Genomic DNA, 21371 nt, shown 5'->3' with positions numbered 1-21371 from the left:
CAGCACAAGGCAGCGCCGCACAGCAGCCTCCGGACCACCCGGCTGAGCCGGCCTCGCCTGGCAACACACAAGAACGAGGAGCCCGTCATCATGGCCACCGCCAACGTCCCGTTTTCTTCCACGCCCCATGCAGCAGCGCTCGCGCGCATTCTGCATGTCACCCGCAATGCCTGGGCATCGGATCGTCACCCGATACAAGCCACGCCGGCGCCTGCTGGCGCCACCATACTGACTCCCACACTGCCGCTGTCGCGCCGCGCACGCCTGGCCCGTGCGGCCGCCCGCGCCTTCGAGGCGCAGGTGATGGCGATCCGCTGCCGCCAGGCCGTCGTCGCCTGATCCTGCCCCTTCCCCGTCTAGGCCGCTACCGGCACACCAGTCAGCAGCACGCGGCTGCCGCCCGTGCCCGGCTTAACTTCCAGCCGCACGTCGATGCGCTCGCGCAACTCCGTCACGTGCGAAATGATCCCGACCAGGCGCCCGGCCTGCTGCAGGTCCAGCAGCGTGCGCAGGGCAAAGTCGAGGCTTTCTGGATCGAGCGTGCCGAAGCCTTCGTCGACGAACAGCGTGTCGAGCTGGATGCCGCCCGCGCGGGACTGCACCACGTCGGCCAGGCCCAGCGCCAGCGACAACGACGCCAGAAAGCCTTCGCCCCCTGACAGCGTATTGGCCGGGCGCGCCGCGCCGGTATCGTGATCGAACACTTCGATATCGAGCCCGCCGGCGCTGCGCTGGTCGGCCTGCTCGCGCACGCGCTGCAGCACATAGCGGCCGCGGCTCATCGCCAGCAGCCGCATCGACGCGGCTTCCAGCACCTCGTCGAGCAGCGTGGCCAGCACGAAGCGCTGGAACGTCATGCGGCGCGGGTTGTTGCCGTTGGCCACTTCGGCCAGCCGGCCCAGCACGGCAAAGCGGGCTTCGATGTCGCGGCCTGCCTGGTCCAGCTGCTGCAGCCGCTGCTGGCATTGCAGCAGCGCGTCGCGGGAACGGCCGCGTTCAGCCTGCTGTCGCACCAGCTCTTCCACCATCGCCGCCGAAGCCGCCAGCGCCGCGCGCAGCCCGTCCAGGTCGGGCGCATCGAGCGCTTGCGCGGCAGCTTCCGCGCGTTCGCGCCGGTCCGCGGCGGCGGCCAGCTGGCTATCGAATGCGCGCAGCGTGGCGTCGAGCGCTTGCATCGCGTCATCGTCCAGGCTGGCGTCGGCGTGCGCCCGCGCATCGGCAAAGCCTTGCTGCGCAAGCGCCTGCGCCAAGGCCACGTCGGCGTCGGCCAGGCGTTCAGTGACCTGCGCGTGAGACTGCCGTGCCGATACCAGCGCGGCCTGCGCACCCGCATCTTCCGCGGCGGCCTGGCGCTCCGCCGCCTGCGCGGCGGCCAGCGCCTGTTCCAGTGCGGCCAGCGCGGCCTGCGCCTGGCGCAGTGCCTGGCCCAGGGCCACCGGGTCGCGCGAATCTTCGGGAACCTGTGCGCTCTCGGCCTGCCATTCGCCGCGGCAATGCGCCAGTGCCTGCGCGGCGGCATCGGCCGCGGCAACGGCATCGCGGTGCACGGCTTCGGCGCTGTCGCGCGCCGCGCGCGAGGTCGCGATCGCGGCTTCGCGCTGCGCCAGGGTGGCCGCTGCCTGCCGCTGCTGCGCCAGCGCCGCTTGCCGCGCTTCGATGTCAGCGCTGACGCCGGCGGCCGCTGCCGCGCTGGCATCGCCCAGTGCCGCGGCCAGTTCTTCCAGCCGCTCGCGCGCCTGTGCGATCGCCAGTTGCGCGGCCTGGTGCTGGCCGGCACAGCGCACGGCATCGGCCTCCGCTTCCAGAAGGGCCTGGCGCGCGGCCTCCAGAGCCAGGTCCGACAGCGGCTGCGCTACGTGCCGTGCCGGCTCGGGATGCGCGGTGCTGCCGCAGACCGGGCAGGCATCGCCAGACGCCAGCGTCTGCGCCAGGCGCGCGGCCTGCCCGGCGCGCCATGCGGCTTCGGCGTCGGCCAGCACGGCGCGGCAGCGGTCGCGCTGATGCAGCGCCTGCTGTTCGGCCTGCGCGTGGCCCGCGGAATGCGTGTTCGCGGCGTCCAGCGAACGCGCCGCCTGCCGGTACCGTTCGAATTGCCGCGCGCGGTCCTGCAGCGCGGCCAGCTGCAAGGCGGTCGCCTGTGCCTGCGCCGCGGCAAGCTGTGCCTGTCCCAGTGCCGATTCAGCGGTCACGGCGGCGGCGCGGCATGTCTCGACTTGCGCCAAGGCGCGATCGCGTGCGGTGGCGGCAGTGACCTGCCTGGCTTCGGCCTCGTGCAAGGCGCGCTGCAACGCTCCCAGCCGCTGCGCGCGCGGCAGCATCGCTTCCAGCTGCGTAACACGGCGCTGCGCGGCCTGGCGGACGTCGGCCTGCTGCGCTTGCGCCTGCAACGCCGCGGCGGCTTGCGTGGCCCGGTGGCCCGCGCGCGCGGCGTGCTCGGTCGCCTGCGCCAATGCCGCCGCACCGGCGGCATGATCGCGCTGCGCGGCCTGTGCGGCCTGCACCGCCGGCGTCACGCGCGCGGCGCGCTGGGCCGCGTGCACGCGGCCGCGCTGGTCATCGATGGCGGGCTGCCGCGCCAGCAACGCGGCATGGGCGGCCTGCGCCTGCTGGCGCTCCAGCAAGCGCGCCGCCACCTGTTCGCCCGCCGCTAGCGCGGCCTGCGCGGCGACTTGCGCGGCGCGTGCGCCCTGCTCCTGTCCTTGCAGCGCCTGCAGCTCGGCCTGCATGGCCGCGATGCTGTCCGCCAACGCTTGCGCCGATTCCACACCGGCCTGCCGCAACGCTTCGTCGCGCTGGATCGTGATGCGCTCGGCGTCGCGCCGAATGCCGGCGGCCTCGGTCTTCAGCAGCTCTTCCACGCGGCGGTACAGCTCGGTGCGGAACAGCCGCTCCAGGATGGCCTGCCGCGCCTGCGAGCTGGCGGTCAGCAGTTCGCGGAAGCGTCCCTGCGGCAGCACGATGACCTGGCGGAACTGCGCGCTGTCGAAACCCAGCAGCTCGCGCACGGCATCGGTGACCTTGCCCGGCTGGCTGGCCTTGCTGACCCAGCCGTTGCCGTCGTGCAGGTCCAGTTGCGCCCTGGCCGGTTCCGTCACCCAGCCCTCGCCGCGCTGCTTGGGGCGCTCCTGCACGGGCGAGCGCACCACGCGCCAGCGCTGCGCGCCAAGGCTGAAGGTCAGCGTTACCTCGGTGCGCAAGCCCGCTGCCGCATTGGCGCTGCGCATCGCCTGTGCGCTGCGCTCGCCGCCGGAGGTGTCGCCGTACAGCGCAAAGCAGATGGCATCGAGCAGCGTGGTCTTGCCCGCGCCGGTGGGGCCATGGATCAGCACGAAGGCCTGCTCGCCCAGCCGCGTGAAGTCGATCTCCTCGGTCGCGGCAAAGGGGCCGAACGCCTGCAGCGTCAGGTGCAGCGGTCTCATGCCGACTCCCGTTCCGCCGCGGCGATGCCGGCCAGCACTTGGTCGAACGCGGCACGCTGGTCCGGGTCCAGCTCGGCATCGGCCACTTCACGGAAGAAACTGGCGAACAGCTCGCCGGTGCCCAGCTGCCGCAGCTTGCGCCCCGCCTCCGACGCCATGCCGGTGCGCGCCAGCACCGTGCGCTCGATCGCGAGCGCGTTGGGATAGACCTGGCGCAGCCGGGCCATCGGGTCCAGCAGCGCGCCGGTGTCGGTCAGGCGCGCGTGGATGTAGTCATCGCGCTGCGGGTCGTCGGTGCCCATGGCCAGCAACTGTGCCAGCTCGCCCTCGAGCACGCGCACGTCGCGCAGCGGCTGCAGCGTCAGCGGCGTGATGGCGACGGTCCCGTCCGCATCCAGTTCGATGCGCGATACCGACTTCACATGCGCGCATTCCGACAGCGAGTATTTCAGCAGCGAGCCCGCATAGTGGATGCGTCCGCCGCCCAGCGTCTGCGGCCGGTGCAGGTGGCCCAGCGCGACCAGGTCGAAGCCGGCGAACAGCTCCGCCGCCACGGCGCCGCTGCCGCCCACCGACAGCGGCCGTTCCGATTCGCTGGCCGCACCGCCCACCACAAAGGCATGTCCCACCACCACCGCGCGCACGCCCGGCGGATGCACCGCGCGGATGGCATCGAGCTGCGCGCGCAACGCGGCTTCGTGCGACGGCATCTCGGTGCCGGTCGCATCGCGCACCACGGCGGGCTCGGCATACGGCAACGCATAGACGCGGACTTCGCCGTGCGCATCGTGCAGGCTCACGCAACTGGCCTTGGCCAGCGTGCGGCCGGCCACGTGCAGGCCCTGCGCGCGCATCAGCCGCGCGCCGAATTCCAGCCGCTGCGCGCTGTCGTGGTTGCCCGCGATCATCACCACCGGCACGCCGGCGTCGACCACGATGCGGCCGAGCACGTCGTCGAGCAAGGCCACCGCCTCGGGCGGCGGCACGGCGCGGTCATAGACGTCGCCGGCAATCAGCACCGCATCCGGGCGTTCGATGCGGACCAGTTCGACAAACTGGTCGAGAAGATGGGCCTGGTCTTCCAGCAGGCTGCGCGCATGGAAGAGGCGGCCGAGATGCCAGTCGGCGGTGTGAAGGAAACGCAATCCGGAGTCCGTTGAAGTATCGGCGAAACCCGCATCATAATGCGTCGCAGCCCGCCACCTGTTCAGCACCGGTTCAGGCGGGCGCGCGCATCATGGCCGCAGTCGCCCCTCGATCCCTCTCAACGGAGAACGCACATGAAACGCATCCTGACCGCCACCACCCTCGCATTGGCGCTGGGCCTGGGCGCAGCCGGCGCCAGCGCCCAGTACACCGGGCCCTCCACGGTGCCCGTGATGACCGTCAAGGCGCTGCAGGCCGACGGCAAGGACGACCAGCAGGCCGTGCTGCGCGGCAAGATCGTCAGCAGCGTCGGCGACGAGCGCTATCTGTTCTCGGACGGCACCGGCCAGATCAAGGTGAAGATCAAGGCCAGGACCTGGCCCGCGCAGAAGCCGGTGGACGCGCAGACCACGGTGGAACTGGTCGGCGAATACGACAAGGAACTGATCGGCGAATCGCACTTCGACGTGAAGGAGATCCGCCTGCCCTGATGCGCGCGGCGCTCAGGCCGGCTCGGCCTCGCTGTCGGCGATCTGGTACTTGCGCATTTTTTCCCACAGCACCTTGCGGCTGATGCCCAGGCTGGCCGCCGTGTCCTGCCGCCGCCAGCCGTTGGCGTCGAGCGCGGCCAGGATGCGGCGGCGTTCTTCCATGTCGCCGCGCAGGTCGGCGCGCTCGCCGCCATCGAACGCGCCCGGATGCAGCGCGCGGAACAGCGGCCGGATGCGCTCCTCGTCCCAATGCCCGGTCTGCTGCACGGTGATGCCGACGCGCTCGGCCAGGTTGCGCAGCTCGCGCACGTTGCCGGTGAAGTAGGCGGTGCCGACCGCGCCCTTGAGCCAGTCCGGCATCGGCGGCAAGGCCTCATAGCCGGAGGCGCCCAGCATATGGCGCAGGAACGACTGCAGCAGCGCCACCTTGTCGGCCGGGCCGCGCTCTTCCAGGCTGGGGATGCGCATCTCGATCACTGCCAGGCGGAAGAACAGGTCGGCGCGGAAGCGCCCCTGCCGCACCGCGTCGCGCAGGTCCTTGTTGGTCGCCGCGACCAGCCGGAAATCCAGCTTGACCGCCAGCGTCGAGCCCAGCCGGGTGATCACGTTCTCTTCCAGCACGCGCAGCAGCTTGACCTGCTGGAACAGCGGCAGATCGCCGATCTCGTCGAGAAACAGCGTGCCGCCGTTGGCCTGCTCGAAGTAGCCGCGATGCGCGAACGAGGCCCCGGTAAACGCGCCCTTGGCATGGCCGAAGAACTGCGACTCGAACAGCCCGTCGGGAATCGCGCCGCAGTTGACCGCGACGAACGGGCCCTTGCCATAGGTGCTGTTGCGCTCATGGAACAAGCGGGCGATGCGCTCCTTGCCCGCGCCGGTCTCGCCGTACAGCATCACATTGCTGCCGAAGTCGGCAAAGGTTTCCACATGCTGCAGCAGCTGGCGCATCGCCGGCGAGCCGGCCACCAGGTCGGCCTCGCGCTCGCCGGTGGCCTCGGTGGCGAGCAGCTGCGGCAGCAGCTTGCCGATCTGGCTGCGCAGGTCGGCGCCGGTAAAGTCATCGGCGAGGATATGCGCGTACTCCGGCGGAAAGCGCCCCGGATCGGTCTCGCGCCCCGGCCCGGCCACCCAGATCACCGGCATGCCATGCGCGGCCTCCCAGTCGAGCGAGAAGCGCGCCGCGCCGATCACCGACACGCTGATCACCGCGATGCAAGGCTTCAGGCGCGGCTCGGCCGGCAAGGCCTCGAGCGCGCCGGCGCGGATCACGTCCACGCCCAGCGGCGCCAGGAAACGCGTGACCCGGTCGGCAATCTCGTACTTGCCTTCCCACACGTAGACTTCAAGGTTTTCGTAGGCCCAGCGGTCTGTCTTCATTCTGTTTCTGCCATCAGGCGGTTGGCGCGATCATGGCTCAGTACACCAGTTCAGCGTTGTTGCAATCGATGCTGTGGACCCAGAGGTCGGCGTTGCCTAGCTGGATGCCAAGGCTGTTGAGCAGCGGCGGGACCAGCCCATCGAGCGTAGCCCCCAGCGGCGCCAGCAGCGGGCCGACATCCAGAGGCAAGCTGAGAATCCCCAGCAACTTGGTCCGTACCTTCAGCGACAGCACCTGCGAGAACACTCCGCCGAAGGGATCCGACATACCCACTTGCGCATGGCCGCCCGGCGCCAATGTGACTTCCTGGGCGACGGTGTTGCCATGACGCGGCACGTCGGTGGCAACAACCTGGGCGATGTCCCCCAGCAGTCCCACCTTGACCTCGCCAAGCACCACCTCGCCGCCCGTGCAGCCGTCGGTCAGGCACGCCGTGGCCAGGCCACTCCTTAGCTGCATCGTGGCCCGACGATCCGCGGGATTGGCCGCGCATTGAAGCCGGGTAAGGTCGGCCGTGGCGTTGGCGACATCAAGAAAGAGCGGCACGTTCAGATCGGCGTCGATTACCGGCTTCAGGATGTCTGCCTTGATCTGCAGCGCCAGCGTCAGCCTTACCTGCGCGGAGGTGGCGCTGGTCTGCCACGTGTCGGGCTTGCTGGAAAGCTGCCGCGCCGGTCCGGCAGCCGTGACCGGCGGCTGGATCACGCGCAGGTTGGCGCTGATGCCGCCCAGGCCAAGCGGCAGCGTGGGTATGTTCAGCGGCAAAGCGACCGCGGTGTCGCCGCGTGCGACTTGCGCGCCAGCGAGCAGCAACTGCGCGACATTCAGGCCCACCTCCACCGCCGACGATGCCGCGGGTGCCATCAGGCCGAGGTCGAGCAGCCTTGCCAGCGACACCGTCGCGGCCGCCCCGCTCGCCGCCAGCGCGGTCGGCGGGCTGCCCAGCATGGTGTTGAGCAGCGTGTCGCGCCCGGCCGCGCCGAGCACCAGCGCATAGAAATCGCGCAGGCTCAGCGACGCACTCAGCAGTTGTTCCACGGTCCCGACGTCCGCCTCGAGGCGCAGCTGGTCCAGCGTCACCGTGGTATTGACCAGCCCCTGCCAGTCCGCCAACGACAGGTTCACCGCATTGCCCAGCAGCACGCTCAGCATGCTATTGGCGGTCGAGACGTCCAGCAGACCCGTGCCCAGCGAAAACGCCGCCACCGGCGGGCTGCCGCTGGCAATCGATTCGGCGAACAGCTGCCTGCCGCTGCCGCCCTTGAATACGAACAGGATCGGCACCGTCTGCGTGGCTTGCACGCGCACGGCGTTGGGCGAGACCGTGGCCGCGTTGTACACGGCGCTGAAATGCCTGGGTCCGGCGGTCGCCGGATCCCACACGCCGACGCAGGCCGTCATCGCATCCGCGCCGCCGCCGGCGGCCGCCGCACAGCCCATGGCAATGCCCGACGGGTAGCCGTTCTTCGCGCCGATATTGCTGACCGTTCCCAGCACCGCGGCGTTGAGATTGGCCGCGCTATCCGCCCGCTTGAGTTGCTGCGCCGCCGACATCGCCGCCAGGTCCACCATGTTCTGCAACTGCCGCTGGCGCATGAACACATGGCCGACGTCGACCGACACGAGCGCGGCAATCGCCACGGTGGCGATCAGCACCGCCGCCATCACGCTGACGGCGCCGCGTGCGGCGCGACGGGTGCGGGGCACCGGCGGCTGGCGCAGGCTCATTTTCCGCCCAGCATCTGCCCGGCCGAGCCGGCGCGCGTGGTGCTGGCGTTGGCCTGGCCGGTGTAGAACTCGGGCAGTGCGAAGCGGAAGCTGTTCAGGTAGCGCTCATAGCCCAGCGCGGCCTGCTCGCCGTGCATCGGCAGCATCGGCCCGGCCTGCGTGCCCTCGCGCTGGATCGCCAGGATCGTGCGCGTGTCGGCGCCGATCTCGCGCTGCGCGGGCCGCGCCGCCGGCATGCCGGCGGCTTCGGTCGGCGCGGCGTCGCCCTGCGCGTAGGCCAGTGGGGCCAGTGTCCACAGGCACAGCGCCCCGCATGCTGCGCGCTTTCGGATCGGAACAAGAAGATTGGCTGTCATGGTGTAGCGCCGGCTTGCGCGGCGATGGCGATTGGCTTGGCCACGACCGCCACGGCGGCGGGCGCGGAGATCGGCCTGGGCTGGCCCTGGCGCGACGTGGCGCGGTCGCGCGTGGCGGCGGCGCGGGCGATGCGGTCCGCCTCCTTGCGGATCGCGCTGCGCGTGGGCTCGGGCAATGCGGCCTTTTGCATCATGGCGTTGGCCTGGGCGCGCTTGCCATCGGCCATCAGCCACACCACGGCATTGCTGATCACGCGCGGATTGCGCGCGTCCAGCTCAAGCGCCTGCATCACCGGCACGCGCGCGTCCTGCAGCGCGCCGGCGCGCATCAGCGCATAGCCGAGGTCGCTGGCGATGCGCGCGTTGACCGGGTCCAGCGCGGCGGCGGCGCGCAACTCCGTGACCGCGCGCGCAAAGTCGTCCTGGCGCCCCGCCAACAGGCCAAGTCCGTGGTGCGCATGCGCGGCCTCCGCGCCCTTCGCGGTGGCAGCCAGCGCCTGGTAGGCCTCGATGGCGGCCTGGTCCTGCCCGGTTTCGCGCAGCGCATCGGCGCGCATTACCTGGATCTCCGGGCCGGTGCCGAAGCGCTGCACATAGACCTCGATATGCGCGAGCGAGGCAAAGTAAAGGCCGTCCTGCTGCATTTTGCGGATCAGGCCCAGGTAGACCGCCTGCTCGCTGTATTCCGCGCGCGCGGTCTTGTCGCGCAACCTGGCCAGTTCCACCTGGGCCTCGGCCTGATCGTGCATGGCCGTGGCGCCGTTGTTGCTGGCGGCGCAGCCCGACAGCGCGGCCAGCGCGGTCAGCAGCACGCGCGCGGCCGAGCGCGCCATGAAACCCATCATCGCGTTCCTCCCATGTTTGCCAGCATGCGGATCACCCCGAGAAAGCCGGGGCCCGCGGTCAGGATCAGCAGCACCGGCAACAGGCTGACCACCATCACCGCGGTCATCTTGACCGTGAGGCGGCCGATCTCGTCCTTCATGCGCGACTTGCGCGCCTCCTGCATGCGCAGGCCGAACTGGCGCAGCGGCTCCTGCACCGCGCCGCCATGCTTGTCGACCTGCGTCAGCAGCGTGATCAGGCTCTTCAGGTCTTCGCTGTCGAACAGCCGGCCGATGCGCAGCAGGGTCTGCTCGCGCGAGCGGCCCGAGGCGAACTGCTGGTTGGCGCGCGCCAGCTCCGGCCCCAGCACGCGCAGCATGCTGCCAAACTCGGCCACGATCACCTGCAGGCTCTGGTCGATCGACAAACCCACGCCCTGCAGCAGCCGCAGCATGTCGATCAGCACCGGCAGCTCGTCGTCGACCATGCGCAGGCGCCCAGCGGCGCGGCGGCGCAGGTACCACTTGGGCGCCAGGTAGGCCACGGCGAAGGTGCCGAAGCCCCAGGCCATCACCATGAAGGCACTGGCGCCGAGATGCCACAGCATCGCCAGCACCGACAAGGCCAGCGGGAGGCCCAGGCGCAGCACGCCGAACAGCACGCGCGCCTGCAGGCCATACCAGCCGCATTGCTCGAGCAACTGCTGGTCTTCCGGGGTCACCACCGCGCGGCCCAGCCGCGATTCCAGCCAGTGGGCATCGAAGCGCTCGCCCACGCGCGCGCCCAGCTGGGCGCCGAGCGCGGTGGCGACGCCGGAGGCTGCCGCAGGGGTCGCTGGGCGCGCGCCCGCGGGACCCGGCACGCCGGGCACGCCCGGCGCACGCGGCGCGCCGACGGGCACGGCCTGGGCGGCCTGTGCGTTCTGTAAGGCTTCCATTGCGCGCTGGCGCGCCAGCGCGGCGTCGATGGTGCGGGTCGACAGCCGGCGCTGGCGCCAGTCGCGCAGCAGCGGCAAGGCCAGCACGCCGATGCCGCAGGCGGCGGCGAGCAGGCTCAGCGAGATCAGAGTCAGGCGGTCCATGGTGGCAATGTCATCGTTGCCTTCAGATCGACTTGGCCAGCCGGTACAGCATCAGCGCGCCGGCGACTTCCAGCGCCGCGGCCGACAGCAGCATGGTCTTGCCGGTGGGGTCTTTCCACATCATCAGGATGTAGCCCGCGTTCAGCGTGAACAGGCCGCCGGCCACCACCAGCGGCAGCAGGCCCAGCACCCAGGCCGACAGCCGGGTCTCGGCCGACAGCGCCATCAGCTCGCGCTGCGCCTGCTCGCGGTCGCGCATGAAGGTGGCGGTGCGCTCCATCACCACGTCGGCGCGGCCGCCGTAGCGCACCGACAGGCGCAGCACCGAAGCCACCAGCACCAGTTCCTCGACCTGGTAGGCGCGCCCCACCTGCAGCACCGCCTGGTCCAGCTCCTTGCCGGCGCGCTGCAGGTGCACCGCCTGCACCAGGCACTGGCGCAGCGGCGCCTCGGTATTGGCGATGGAGTTCTGGAACGCGGCCGGCACGCTGCTGCCGATGGTCATCAGCCGCACCACGCCATCCAGGAAACCGGGCAGCTGCGACAGCAGCTTCTTGTGCAGCCGGCGCACGCGGTGCCACGCCGCGCACGCTGTCACCGCCAGCGCCACGACCAGCGCCGACACCGCGCCCAGCCATTGCCCCGCCACCGCACCGGCGAGCGTGCACAGCACCAGTGGAGACAGCCACAGCAGCGCGGTGCGGCGCGTCGGCGCCAGGTCGGCGCGGCGCAGGAAGTCGTCCCAGCGCCGGCGCAGGTCGCGCGCGGGCAGCTGCAGCGACGGATCGGGCGCCTGGGTGTAGCGCATCCGCACCTGCTCGGTCTGCGCCTGCAGGAACGCCTGCTGCTGTTCGCGGCGCGCGCGTGCCTGCGCGCTGGCGAGCAGCAGCAGCCCCAGGCCGGCGATGACCAGGACGAGCGCGGCGAGCAGCAAGGTAGCGCTAGACATCGAAGCGGTCGTCCAGCATGAAGCCCGGGCCGCGCATGCGCGCCAGCTTGGGCGAGTGCGGCAGCAGGCCCAGCGACAGCCAGCGGTCGGTCTCGGTGCCGTCGGCGTTCACGAACGGTTCGTGCCGGTACAGCTCCTGGGTCGAGATGATGTTGTCGCCCAGGCCGGTGACCTCGGTGATCGAGACGATGCGGCGCTTGCCGTTGGACAGCCGCGCGATCTGCACGATGAAGTCGATGGCGTTGGCGATCTGGCGCCGCAGGCTCATCTCGCTGCCCTGGAAGCCGGCGAAGCCGGCCAGCATCTCGAGCCGGTACAGGCATTCGCGCGGGCTGCTGGCGTGGATGGTGCCCATCGAGCCGTCGTGGCCGGTGCTCATGGCCTGCAGCATCTCGAGCACCTCGCCGCCCCGCACTTCGCCGACGATGATGCGGTCCGGGCGCATGCGCAGGCTGTTGCGCAGCAGGTCGCGGATCGACACCACGCCGGTGCCCTCGAAGCCGCCGGGACGGCTTTCCAGCCGCACCACATGCGGATGGTTCAGCGCCAGCTCGGCGGTATCCTCGATGGTGATGACGCGCTCGGTGGGCGGCACGAAGGTGGCCAGCGCATTGAGCAGCGAGGTCTTGCCGGAGCTGGTGCCGCCGCTCACCAGGATATTGCAGCGCGCCTGCACCGCGGCCTGCAGCAGGTCGCAGATCTCGGGGCTCATGGTGCCCAGCGCCTGCAGGTCGGCGGGCGTCATCGGGTCCTTGCGGAACTTGCGGATCGACACCACCGGGCCTTCCAGCGCCAGCGGCGGGATCACCACGTTGATGCGGCCGCCGTCGGGCAGGCGCGCGTCGACCATGGGGTTGGACTCGTCCAGGCGCCGGCCGATCGGCGCCAGGATACGGCGCACGATGCGCAGCAGGTGGCCGCTGTCGGCAAAGCGCACCGGGATGCGCTCGAGCACGCCATGGCGCGACACATACACATCCAGGTGGCCGTTGACCAGGATGTCTTCGACCGCGGGATCGTTGAGCAGGTCCTCGATCGGGCCGAAGCCGGCCAGCTCCTTGGTCAGCGCCTCGGCGATCTGGCGCAGCTCGGCCTCGTTGATGGGGATGCGCCGCAGCCGCGTAAAGCTTTCCAGCTCCAGGTCGACGAAGCGCTGGATCGCGGTGCGCGACCAGCGCCCGAACTCGGCCCCCAGCTCTTCGATGCGCGTCAGCAGGTGCTCGTGCGCGGCTTCCTTGATGTTGTGGAACTCCTGCGACACCGGGAACGGTGCGGGGGCGTTGTCGGAGAATTCGATCGCTTGCGTCATGTCAGCTTCCAGTGCGAGCCGTGCGCGCGCTGCGCGCTACCAGCGCTGCGCGCAGCGCCCCGGGCAGTTTGTCCTTGATCCGCGCCAGCAGCGTGGCGTCCCTGGCCGTGGCGGTGCGGTAGCCCAGCCGTGCCAGCAGCTCGGCCAGCGCGCGCACATAGGGGCAGTGCGGATCGTCGTCGGCCAGCACCGCGCCGCGGTTCATCGCCAGCACCAGCGCCTCGCGGCTGTCCGGCAGCGTCGCCACCGACTCCACCCCAACGCGCCGGGCAATCTGCGCGGCATCGACGCCCAGCCGCGCGTCGAAGCGCGACACCAGCAGGTGCAGGTCGTCGCGCTCCACTTCGCGCGCGCGCAGTTCATGCACCAGCTCCGCCGCCGACACGATCGCGCCCACGCTCTGGTCCGCGACCAGCACCACGCTGTCGGCGGCCTTGACGATCTGCGCGGTGAACTCGGCATTGCCGAAGCCGCCCAGGTCGACGATCTGCAGGTCGAAGAACGCGCGCAGGCGCTCGAGCAGGCCGATCGCATCGGCGTACGAGATGTCGCGAAGTTCGCTCAGCGCGGCCGGCAGCGGCAGCACGCACACGCCGTTGCCATGCCGCGTCAGCGCGGTCTGCACGAAGACCTGGTCGAAGCGGCGCAGGTTGCGCACTGCCTCGACGAAATGGAAGCCCGGACTCAGGTTCAGGTAGAGCGCGCCGTCGCGCGCCGGCAGGCCCAGGTCGGTCAGCAGCACTTCGGCGCGGGCATCGGTCTTGGCATGGCGCGGCAGGTGGCGGCGCGCCGCCGCGGCCAGGTTGACCGCCAGGCTGGTCACGCCCACGCCGGCGCGCGCACCCAGCAGCGCCACGATCTTGCCCTGGCGCGCGGCCTCGGCCGGGCGCACCTGCTCGCTCGGCACCGCCAGGCGCTTGACCACGGCCTCGGCCTCGGCCGGGGCATCGCGCAGGTCGATGAAATCCTTTACGCCCGCGCGCAGCGCGGCCAGCATCACGCCGGGCTCGCCGGCCTGGCCCACGGCCACCAGCGGCAGGCCGGGGAACAGCCGCTGCAGCTGCTCGGCCAGGCGCGCCGACGGCGCCGCCAGTTGCGCCGAGAAATGCAGGAACACCAGGCCCGGGCGCAGCTCGGAGACGCGCTCGATAAAGCCTTCCTGGGCGCCGCCATCGGCCACCAGCGTGCCGAGCGCGCCGATGACCTTGCCCAGCCAGTCCCTGACTTCGCCCTGCGTTGCGTGCAACAGAAAATAGTCCATCTCTCCGCCTCAAAGCTGTTGGCCATGCCAGCCGGCATGGCCGGCGGCTATTTCGAGAAACCCGGCAAAGTCGGGTCCGCGTATTCGCCCAGCACATACCAGCCCCATACATTGGGGCTGGCGCTGGTGCGGCCGTCGGCGCCGACGGCCTGCGCCGCCGGCGAGTTCTTCGCCATCGGCTTCACCAGGCGCGGCGTGACGACGATCATCAGCTCGCGGTCTTCCTGGTGGAAGTTCAGGTTCTTGAAGAACACGCCGATCACCGGCAGGTCGCCCAACACCGGCACCTTGTTGACGTTGCTGACGGTGTTGCGGCTGACCAGCCCGCCAATCACGAAGCTCTCGCCATCGCCCAGCTCGACCGTGGTGTCGGCGCGGCGCGTGACGATGGCCGGCACCACCGCGCCGTTGATCGAGATGCCGCGCGACGGGTCCAGATCGCTGGCCTCGGGCGCCACCTTCAGCGCGATGCGGTCGGCCGACAGCACCGTGGGCGACACCGTCAGCCCGATGCCGAACGGCTTGAACTGGATCGTGGTGGTGCCCAGCGCCTGCGGCACCGGGATCGGGATCTCGCCGCCGGCGAGGAAGCTGGCGCTCTGCCCCGACAGCGCCACCAGGCTGGGCTCGGCCAGCACGCGCGCCAGGCCGTTGGCCTCGAGCAGGCTGATATTGGCGAAGATGCCATGCGTGAGCGACGCGGCCACCAGGTTGAAGGCATTGCTCATCGGCGACGCGATGTCGGCGCTGAAGCTGCCGGGCGCGCCGCCGCTGCCCGGCGTAAAGGTGAACTTGTTCAGCGTCGACGGCGAGAACGAGCCGAAGGCAAAGCCCGAGTTGTTGCGGAAGAAGTTGATGCCGACTTCCTTGAGCACGGTCTTGCTGATCTCCACCACCTTGACGTCGACCTGCACGGTGCCGCTCAGCGGCACGGTGGAGCGGTCCACCACCAGGCCCGGCTTGCCGTCGGTCTTGCCGGCCGTGGCCGCACGCGCCGCCGCCTGCGCGCGCGCGGCGCCATAGGCATCCGGCGACTGCCCGGTGATGGTGGCGCCGGCTGCCGAGTAGCCCAGCTGCGCGCCATTGGCATCGGGCGCGATGGCATCCACCTTCACGCTGTAGCTCTGCGGCTCGGCGTTGCCGCGCGTCCACACCATCACGTCGGTCACGCCAGGCTGTTTGGCCACCAGCAGCACGCTGGGCGCGCCGCGGGTGCGCAGGATCAGCGCATCGGCCACCGCGGGGTTGCCCACGGCGACGCGCTCCACCGGCTGCGCGCTGCGCAGCTCCTTCTGCGCGCCGGCCATCAGGCGCAATTGCCGCGCGGTGGCGACGTCCTGCGCCTGCGCGCGCGGCGCCAGCGCGCACCATGCGGTGGTGGCGATGATGGCGGCAAGGGTTAGCTGCATCAGCCGGCGGCGCAGCGTCACGGCATGGGCGGGTGGGTTCTGGATTGGCATGCGATGGGCGCCCACGTGCTTATTCGATGTCGCGCTTGCCGGCGCGAATCACTTCCACGCCAGCGCGTTCCCTGACTTGTGCCGGCGCCGTCGGCGCGGCCACCTGCAGCGGCCGCGGCGCCGGCGCTGCCGCCGGTGCGCGCGCAGCCGGCGCGCCGTTGGTGGCGGCCAGCCCGGACAGCAGCACGCCCGCGGTGGCCTTGTCGGTGGCCGCGCGCGGTGCGTCGGCGGGAATGCCGGCGCGCGCCGCCAATGCGGGCGGGAGTTCGGCAAACATGCCGTCGCTCGGCATGGCCTGGTCTTGCGGATTGCGCAGCGCCAGCACCAGGCGCCCGGAGTGCTGCGCCATCGCCAGCCGGCTGACCTGTTCCAGCGGCACCGACAGCACCGCGGTCTTGGCGCCTTCCTGGCGCGCCATCATCTGTTCCGGCCTGGCCGCCTGCGGCCGGTTGACCGAGGCCACGCCGTAGGCCAGCACGCGCAGGCGCGACAGCAGCATGCGCGCCTGGCTGTCGGGGATTTCCTGCTGGTCGCGCCGCAGCACCAGGAATACATCGACATAGTCGCCCGGCTGCACCTGGTTGCCAACGCCGATGACTTCATCGACCGACACCGCCACCGCGCGCTCGCCTTCCGGCACCTGCGCGGCCAGGCCGGACAGCAGCTGGCTTTCCAGCACCGGCACGTTGGCGCCCAGCGCCACCAGCGGCACCTGCCCGGTCACGCGCGCCACGTCGCGATAGGCGCCGGCGGGATCGATCGGCAGCAGCTCCACCTTGAGCGCCTCGGCATCGAGCGGCTTGCCGGCTTCCGCCGCCCGTGTGGTGACCACCACCGGATGCAGCGGCCTGGCGCCGGCCGATGCCGCGGGCTGGGCCGGCTGGCGTCCGACCTGCCACGCCAGCAGCGCCAGCAGCAGGGCCAGGCCAAGCAGCACAATGGCCAGTAATCGGATCTGCTTGCTGGTCATGCGGAAATCCTTGGTTCGGGCATGGGGCGATTCGTCATGCGCATCAAATGTCGGGAGAGAGCTGGACCATGGCCGAGCCCGACAGCGCGGCCGGCAGCGGCACCATCGGCACCGCGGGCATGATGTTGGTGGTGGCCAGGGTCAGCGTGACCTGTACGCAGACGTCGGCCGAGCCGGCCGCGCACGGCACGGCCGTGGCGACGCCGGCGGCGGGAATCAGGTCACGAATGGATGCGGGCAAGGTGCCGCGCGCCATCGCGGCCGCGGCATCGACACGTGCCTGCTGCGTGGCTGCAAGGCTGGTGCCGGAAACCCCTGCGGGATAGCGCAGCGCGGCGCGCGCGCCTTCCTCGGCGGCCAGCGTCAGCACCTGCTGCAGCGCCAGCATCACGCCGTAATAGACGATGCCGATCACGATGGTGATCAGCACCGGCGCCACGATGGCAAATTCGATCGCGGCGCTGCCGGCACCGTGGCGGCGCCGGCTGGTTTTCCTGTTGACCCTTGCGTGCAGCAACATCTGAAACCCCGGTCTCTTGGTGTTCCGCCGCGCCGACCGGCGGCGCGGCCTGCTGGCCTCAAGCCATTCCGGCTATTGGCCCGCAGCCATCCAGAACAGCACCCCCACGGCCAGGTACGCCGCATACGGGATGCCGCGCGCCAGCGAAAACTGCGCCGTTGGGAGGGACTGGTCCTGGGAATGCAAAGCGTGATCCGCGGCCGGCGTGCGGCGCGCCAGTGCCAGCGCCAGCAGCGCATGCACCAGCCCGAGCAGGCTGCCGACGACCCATGCCACCACCAGCCCTTGCGGACCGGTGAACAACCCCGCTACCGTCAGGAACTTGACATCGCCCGCGGCCATGCGCCCGAGAGCGTAGACCGGCAAGGTGACGGCAAGACCCAGCCCCGCGCCGATCAGGCGCGCGGCCAGCGGCGGTTCCGTAGCCTGTCCGGCGAGCAGGGACAGCCCGAGGGCCAGCACGGCGATCGCCAGCAAGAGGTTCGGAACCCGCCGGTAAGCGAAGTCTGTGTAGAGGGTCGCCGCGCAGAGGAGCGCGGCAATCACGGCGCCTTACGTGGTTGGCTTGCCAAGCATGGTCACCACCTTTTCGCCAAGGCTCTTAAAGCCATCGCTAAGGTTAGTGCCAAGTTGGGTGGCGCCGGCGGCGACTGCGAGGGCGACAAGCCCGGCAATCAGCCCATATTCAATAGCGGTTGCCCCGCGCTCATCTTTGATAAAGCGTGCAATGAGTCGTTTCATGATTTGTTGACACTCCCGAGTGATCTGATGCCGCGATCACGCTTCCCCCGTTCGATTATCACGGTGCTCTGTGGCCCGCTCTTTTATCGACTATTCACGCTTGCTGCGCTTTTTTTATAAGACATGGTATGTCTCAACCATACCCCTCCCTCGGGTGATAGTAATGACCCGAAGGGGTTAAGGCACGCGTTTGAATCGCGCTGGATCGCAGCTTGTCAAAGAGCAGGCGGGCCGGCGTAAACCGGCCCGCAGCCTGGCCATGCCGGCATTTCAGCCGCGCGGCCAGGTGGAATAAAAAGATGCGCTGCGACGGGGTGATGAGCGACAGCGCACCGTGAAAACACCTATGCGGGTTGAGACATTTCAGTGGAGCAGTCCGCCCAGGATCGGCAGTTGCGGCTTGCCGTCGCCACCACCAGAGCTGCCACCGGCGCTGCCGCCGACACCGCTCTTGATGCCGCCGACCAGACCCGTGACCGGCGCCAGCAGCGCACCGACCGGGCCGAGCGCATTGCCGCCTTGGCTGCCATCGCCGCTCTGGCCATTGCCGGCGCCGGCCAGCGGCAGGTTGTTCAACAGGCCGCCCAGCGGGTTGCCGCCGCTCTGGCCATTGCCGTTGACCAGCACGCCGACCGCGGCAACGGTCTTGCCGGTCTCGGTCACCACGCCACCGAGCGGCGATACCACCGGCGCCTGCGTGTTGCTGAGCATGCTGCCGCCGGTGGCCACCGTATTGCCGACCTTGTAAAGCAGACCGTCGGTCGGTGAACCCAGGCGCGTGGTTGCGCCCAGCGTTTGCGTGCCGTCGGTGACCTTGCTGCTCAGCGGCACGATGACCTCGCTGAGCGAGTTGGTGACCTGCGCCACGGCGCCATCGGACAGCACCGTCTGCAGCTTGTCGCCGCCGCCCTGCACCGCCGTGCCCACCTTTTTGACCAGGCCGCCCACCGGCGTGGTCAGCGGTGCCAGCGGCGCCAGTTTCTCGGTACCCAGGCCCTTCACCAGCTCGCCGCCGCTGACCACGGCGTCGCCCGCTTCGCGCACGACGTTGCCGCTGCTGGACACGGTCACGCCGAGCGGGTTGTCGACCGAGCCCATCTGCCCCAGTCCGTCGCGCACGCCGGCGCCGAGCGCGCCGACCGCTTCGCCCGCATTGACCACCACGCCACCCGCGCCCTTGCGTGCGTCGGTGGGCAGCAGCGGCAGCGGTGCCTCCTGGATCGACTTGCCGATCTCGCTGACGGCATTGCCCGCCGACACCACGGTGTTGCCCGCGCCTTCGGTGACCTTGGCGGTCGGCGCGGTTTGCGCGGCGCCAGGCGGCGGCGGCGTGACCGGCGTATCGGCGCCGCCGCCACTGGGCTGCGGATTGGCGCCGCTGCCGCCGCCGCTCGACGAGCAGCCCGCCATCAGCAAGGCAAGGGCGGCGACGCCGGCCGCGGCCAGCGAGGTTATGGAAAGCGGTGCGGGATGCTTGGTCTTCATTGTCCTTCTCCTGTCTGGTTGGCCACGGCACTGCCGGACCGTCTTTTCTTGTGAACCGCCGCATGGAATGCCGACGAGCCCCACCGTTGTCCCGCTTTGTTCGACCTGCCTGCCATCCCCATCAGTCATGGCAACACGGTGGAACGCGAAATCGTCGGGGCGTCGGGAGAGCGAATGGCAAGGCGCGTGCCAGCGCGGCAAGGCGGGCTGGCGCACAGACCGGCGGGCCGCTTGCATGCCTTGTGCGGCGCGGCTTTCAGGGTGGAACGGGGTAGCGGCGAAGCCTGCGTGCGCAGCGTCGCGGCAGGGGCCCGACGTGTTACGTGCTACGTAACGTGTTCCGGGCATGCGGGAACACGCGGCGCCGGCGCCGCGGCTCCGCGACCGCTGGCTGCGCGTCGCCTTGCCCGCGCTGTTTTGTTCCCCGCGCACGACACACGTTACGTAACGCGTAACGCGCCCCGCCCTCCGCGCCAACGCGCAACCAGGTCTCGCGGCGCTTTCCACCGCCACCGCGCAGGCCGCATGCCGCAAGGCCTGGCGGGCGCCATACCCGACTTCGGCGGGGTCTGTGCGGTAGCACGCCAAAAGGCTGGCATACCGATTGCGCCATCACCGTCACCGCCGCACGCAGCAGACAAACGCGTTGCGCGGCCGAGCGATTGAACGACGGGAATGAAGGAACAGACCATGCGCAAACAACAACTCGCCGTAACGGCACTCCTCGCAACCCTGCTGGCCCTGGGTGGCTGCGCCAGCGGCAGCGGAGCGACGTCGATGGGCACCAGCGATGCCGCGGGCACCAATGGCGGCACCAATGGCGGCACGAACAGCGGCACCGGCGGCACCGGTGGGACTGGTGGCGGCACGGACTTGGCTGGCGGCGGTACCGGAGGCACGGGCGGCAGCGGCGGCGGCAACACTGGTGGCAACACCGGCGGCAATACCGGCGATGGCGAGACGCCCACCGCGCTGACCCCGACCGCCACGGTGATCGACAACGCCGGCACGGTGCTGGGCAATACGGGCAGCACCGTCAGCGACCTTGGCAACCAGCTTGGCAACGCCAACCTGCCGCTGCTGCCCGGCCAGACCCAAAGCGGGCTGGGCGGCGTGGTGGCCGCGACCGGCGATGCCGTCGGCGCGCTGGCCACGGGCCTGCAATCCGGGCTGGGGAGCATGCCCAATTCGACCAACCCGGTAGGCACCACCGTCGCCAGCACCGGCAACGTGGTGACCGACCTGGGCAAGGCGGTGACCAGCGCCGGCACCGCGGTGAGCGGCCTGGGCACCGGCCAGCTGGCACCGCTGGCACCGCTGACTTCGCCGCTGGGCGCGGTGGTCGGCACGCTGGGCAATACCGTGAGCAACACCGGCGGGACGCTGACCTCGGTGTTGTCGAGCGGCGCGGTCGAGCAGGTCACCATCACCACCAGCAAGCTGATCGTGCCGATCACCTCGCAGCTGACCGGCACCACGCAGGCACTAGGCGCGGCCACTGGCCTGGGCGCCCCGAGCAGCAGCCTGCTGGCGACCGTGGGCGGCGCGCTGGCCACCGCCGGCACCAGGCTGCAACAGACCAACACGCCGGTGGTCGCGGGCGCCGGCGGCGTGGTGAACGCCACCGGCACCACGGTGGCCGCGCTCGGCGGCGCGGTGAACGGCCCCGCCAGCGGCGGCGGGCTGGGCGCGCTGGGTTCGGTACTGGCACCGGTTACCACGCTGGCCGGGGGGCTGGCAGGCGGGGCAGGCGCCGGCGGCACGGGTTCGCCGCTGGCGCCTGTCACCGGCCTGGTCAGCACCGTCACCGGCGGCCTGACCTCCGCCACAGCCAGCACGCCGCTGGCCCCGGTCACCGGCGCGGTGAGCGGCGTGGTGAATGGCGTCGTCGGCAGCGTTGGCGGCGCAACCGCCGGCACCGGCGCCACCAGCCCGCTGTCCCCCGTCACCAATGTCGTCTCCGCCGTCACCGGCGGCGTCACCACCACCGCGGGCAGCACCACCACCAAGGGCTCGACCACCGGCCCCGTCGGGGGCCTGGTCGGCGGCCTGCTCGGCGGCCTGACCGGCGCGATCGGCCAGAAGTAATCCTGCCTTGGCCGCTGCCCCGGCGATCGCCTGATCGCGGGCAGCGGTGCTCACCTGATTCAACGTAGCGGCCACGCGCTGGACCGGCAGGATCGGCCAGCAGGCGCCCGGGGGTAGCGGCAATCCCCACGCCGGTGGCACGCGACGTCAATAGCCGCAGTGTT

At 70.7% G+C, this 21371-nt stretch carries 19 protein-coding genes; 3 read left to right on the top strand and 16 right to left on the bottom strand.

The window, feature by feature from the left end; all coding sequences use genetic code 11:
* The first annotated feature begins 90 nt into the window (after positions 1–90).
* Entirely contained in the window at positions 91–339 is a 249-nt protein-coding gene (locus MKD38_RS18505) for a hypothetical protein (protein WP_252678821.1), read from the top strand.
* 17 nt (positions 340–356) lie between these two features.
* On the opposite strand, the gene MKD38_RS18500 is transcribed toward MKD38_RS18505, so the two are convergent.
* Entirely contained in the window at positions 357–3419 is a 3063-nt protein-coding gene (locus MKD38_RS18500) for an AAA family ATPase (RefSeq protein ID WP_252678819.1), read from the bottom strand.
* Positions 3416–4564, bottom strand: coding sequence for an exonuclease SbcCD subunit D (locus tag MKD38_RS18495; RefSeq protein ID WP_252678817.1), 1149 nt, complete (start codon positions 4562–4564; stop codon positions 3416–3418). Before MKD38_RS18495 ends, MKD38_RS18500 begins: the two co-directional genes overlap by 4 nt.
* Before the next feature lie 135 nt (positions 4565–4699).
* Between MKD38_RS18495 and MKD38_RS18490 the strand changes: the two genes are divergently transcribed.
* Positions 4700–5056 carry a YgiW/YdeI family stress tolerance OB fold protein gene (locus MKD38_RS18490; RefSeq protein WP_252678815.1) on the top strand — a complete coding sequence of 119 codons (357 nt, stop codon included), beginning with the start codon at positions 4700–4702 and terminating at the stop codon, positions 5054–5056.
* Between the two features lie 12 nt (positions 5057–5068).
* Here the strand turns inward: MKD38_RS18490 and MKD38_RS18485 are convergent, their stop codons facing one another.
* The 14 genes from MKD38_RS18485 to MKD38_RS18415 all read right to left on the bottom strand — a co-directional run bounded on the left by MKD38_RS18485 (position 5069) and on the right by MKD38_RS18415 (position 19119).
* A complete protein-coding gene (locus MKD38_RS18485) occupies positions 5069–6433 on the bottom strand; it encodes a sigma 54-interacting transcriptional regulator (protein ID WP_252678813.1) in 1365 nt (454 codons plus the stop codon).
* A gap of 37 nt (positions 6434–6470) precedes the next feature.
* Positions 6471–8162 (bottom strand): TadG family pilus assembly protein, encoded by a 1692-nt coding sequence (locus MKD38_RS18480; RefSeq protein WP_252678811.1) that lies wholly within the window; start codon positions 8160–8162, stop codon positions 6471–6473.
* The gene (locus MKD38_RS18475) at positions 8159–8518 is read right to left on the bottom strand and encodes a DUF3613 domain-containing protein (protein ID WP_252678809.1); all 360 of its coding nucleotides are present in this window, start codon (positions 8516–8518) and stop codon (positions 8159–8161) included. Before MKD38_RS18475 ends, MKD38_RS18480 begins: the two co-directional genes overlap by 4 nt.
* A complete protein-coding gene (locus tag MKD38_RS18470) occupies positions 8515–9363 on the bottom strand; it encodes a tetratricopeptide repeat protein (protein ID WP_252678807.1) in 849 nt (282 codons plus the stop codon). Before MKD38_RS18470 ends, MKD38_RS18475 begins: the two co-directional genes overlap by 4 nt.
* Positions 9360–10424 (bottom strand): type II secretion system F family protein, encoded by a 1065-nt coding sequence (locus MKD38_RS18465; RefSeq protein WP_252678805.1) that lies wholly within the window; start codon positions 10422–10424, stop codon positions 9360–9362. Before MKD38_RS18465 ends, MKD38_RS18470 begins: the two co-directional genes overlap by 4 nt.
* A 22-nt stretch (positions 10425–10446) precedes the next feature.
* Positions 10447–11373: a type II secretion system F family protein gene (locus MKD38_RS18460; protein ID WP_252678803.1), complete on the bottom strand. Its 927-nt coding sequence runs from the start codon at positions 11371–11373 to the stop codon at positions 10447–10449.
* Positions 11366–12682 carry a TadA family conjugal transfer-associated ATPase gene (locus MKD38_RS18455; protein WP_252678802.1) on the bottom strand — a complete coding sequence of 439 codons (1317 nt, stop codon included), beginning with the start codon at positions 12680–12682 and terminating at the stop codon, positions 11366–11368. The genes MKD38_RS18460 and MKD38_RS18455 overlap by 8 nt, the downstream gene beginning before the upstream one ends.
* A gap of 1 nt (position 12683) precedes the next feature.
* The gene (locus tag MKD38_RS18450; protein WP_252678800.1) at positions 12684–13943 is read right to left on the bottom strand and encodes a CpaE/TadZ family protein; all 1260 of its coding nucleotides are present in this window, start codon (positions 13941–13943) and stop codon (positions 12684–12686) included.
* A 47-nt stretch (positions 13944–13990) separates the two neighbouring features.
* Complete coding sequence (locus MKD38_RS18445) at positions 13991–15403, bottom strand: type II and III secretion system protein family protein (protein WP_252678798.1); 1413 nt, start codon at positions 15401–15403, stop codon at positions 13991–13993.
* A 19-nt stretch (positions 15404–15422) separates the two neighbouring features.
* Positions 15423–16373 carry a Flp pilus assembly protein CpaB gene (gene cpaB / locus MKD38_RS18440; RefSeq protein ID WP_252678797.1) on the bottom strand — a complete coding sequence of 317 codons (951 nt, stop codon included), beginning with the start codon at positions 16371–16373 and terminating at the stop codon, positions 15423–15425.
* A gap of 43 nt (positions 16374–16416) precedes the next feature.
* Positions 16417–16893 carry a TadE/TadG family type IV pilus assembly protein gene (locus MKD38_RS18435; RefSeq protein WP_252678796.1) on the bottom strand — a complete coding sequence of 159 codons (477 nt, stop codon included), beginning with the start codon at positions 16891–16893 and terminating at the stop codon, positions 16417–16419.
* A 72-nt stretch (positions 16894–16965) separates the two neighbouring features.
* The gene (locus MKD38_RS18425; protein WP_252678795.1) at positions 16966–17439 is read right to left on the bottom strand and encodes an A24 family peptidase; all 474 of its coding nucleotides are present in this window, start codon (positions 17437–17439) and stop codon (positions 16966–16968) included.
* Between the two features lie 6 nt (positions 17440–17445).
* A complete protein-coding gene (locus tag MKD38_RS18420; protein ID WP_018004770.1) occupies positions 17446–17634 on the bottom strand; it encodes a Flp family type IVb pilin in 189 nt (62 codons plus the stop codon).
* A 363-nt stretch (positions 17635–17997) separates the two neighbouring features.
* Positions 17998–19119, bottom strand: coding sequence for a collagen-like triple helix repeat-containing protein (locus MKD38_RS18415; protein ID WP_252678794.1), 1122 nt, complete (start codon positions 19117–19119; stop codon positions 17998–18000).
* Between the two features lie 690 nt (positions 19120–19809).
* Here MKD38_RS18415 and MKD38_RS18410 point away from each other — a divergent pair.
* Positions 19810–21207: a collagen-like triple helix repeat-containing protein gene (locus MKD38_RS18410; protein ID WP_252678793.1), complete on the top strand. Its 1398-nt coding sequence runs from the start codon at positions 19810–19812 to the stop codon at positions 21205–21207.
* Positions 21208–21371 lie beyond the last annotated feature (164 nt).

Origin of the sequence: Cupriavidus sp. WGlv3, assembly GCF_023952475.1 — a bacterium.
Classification (GTDB): domain Bacteria; phylum Pseudomonadota; class Gammaproteobacteria; order Burkholderiales; family Burkholderiaceae; genus Cupriavidus; species Cupriavidus phytorum.
The sequence above is the reverse complement of the archived record's forward strand: the minus strand, read 5'-3'. Positions and strand labels throughout refer to the sequence as shown.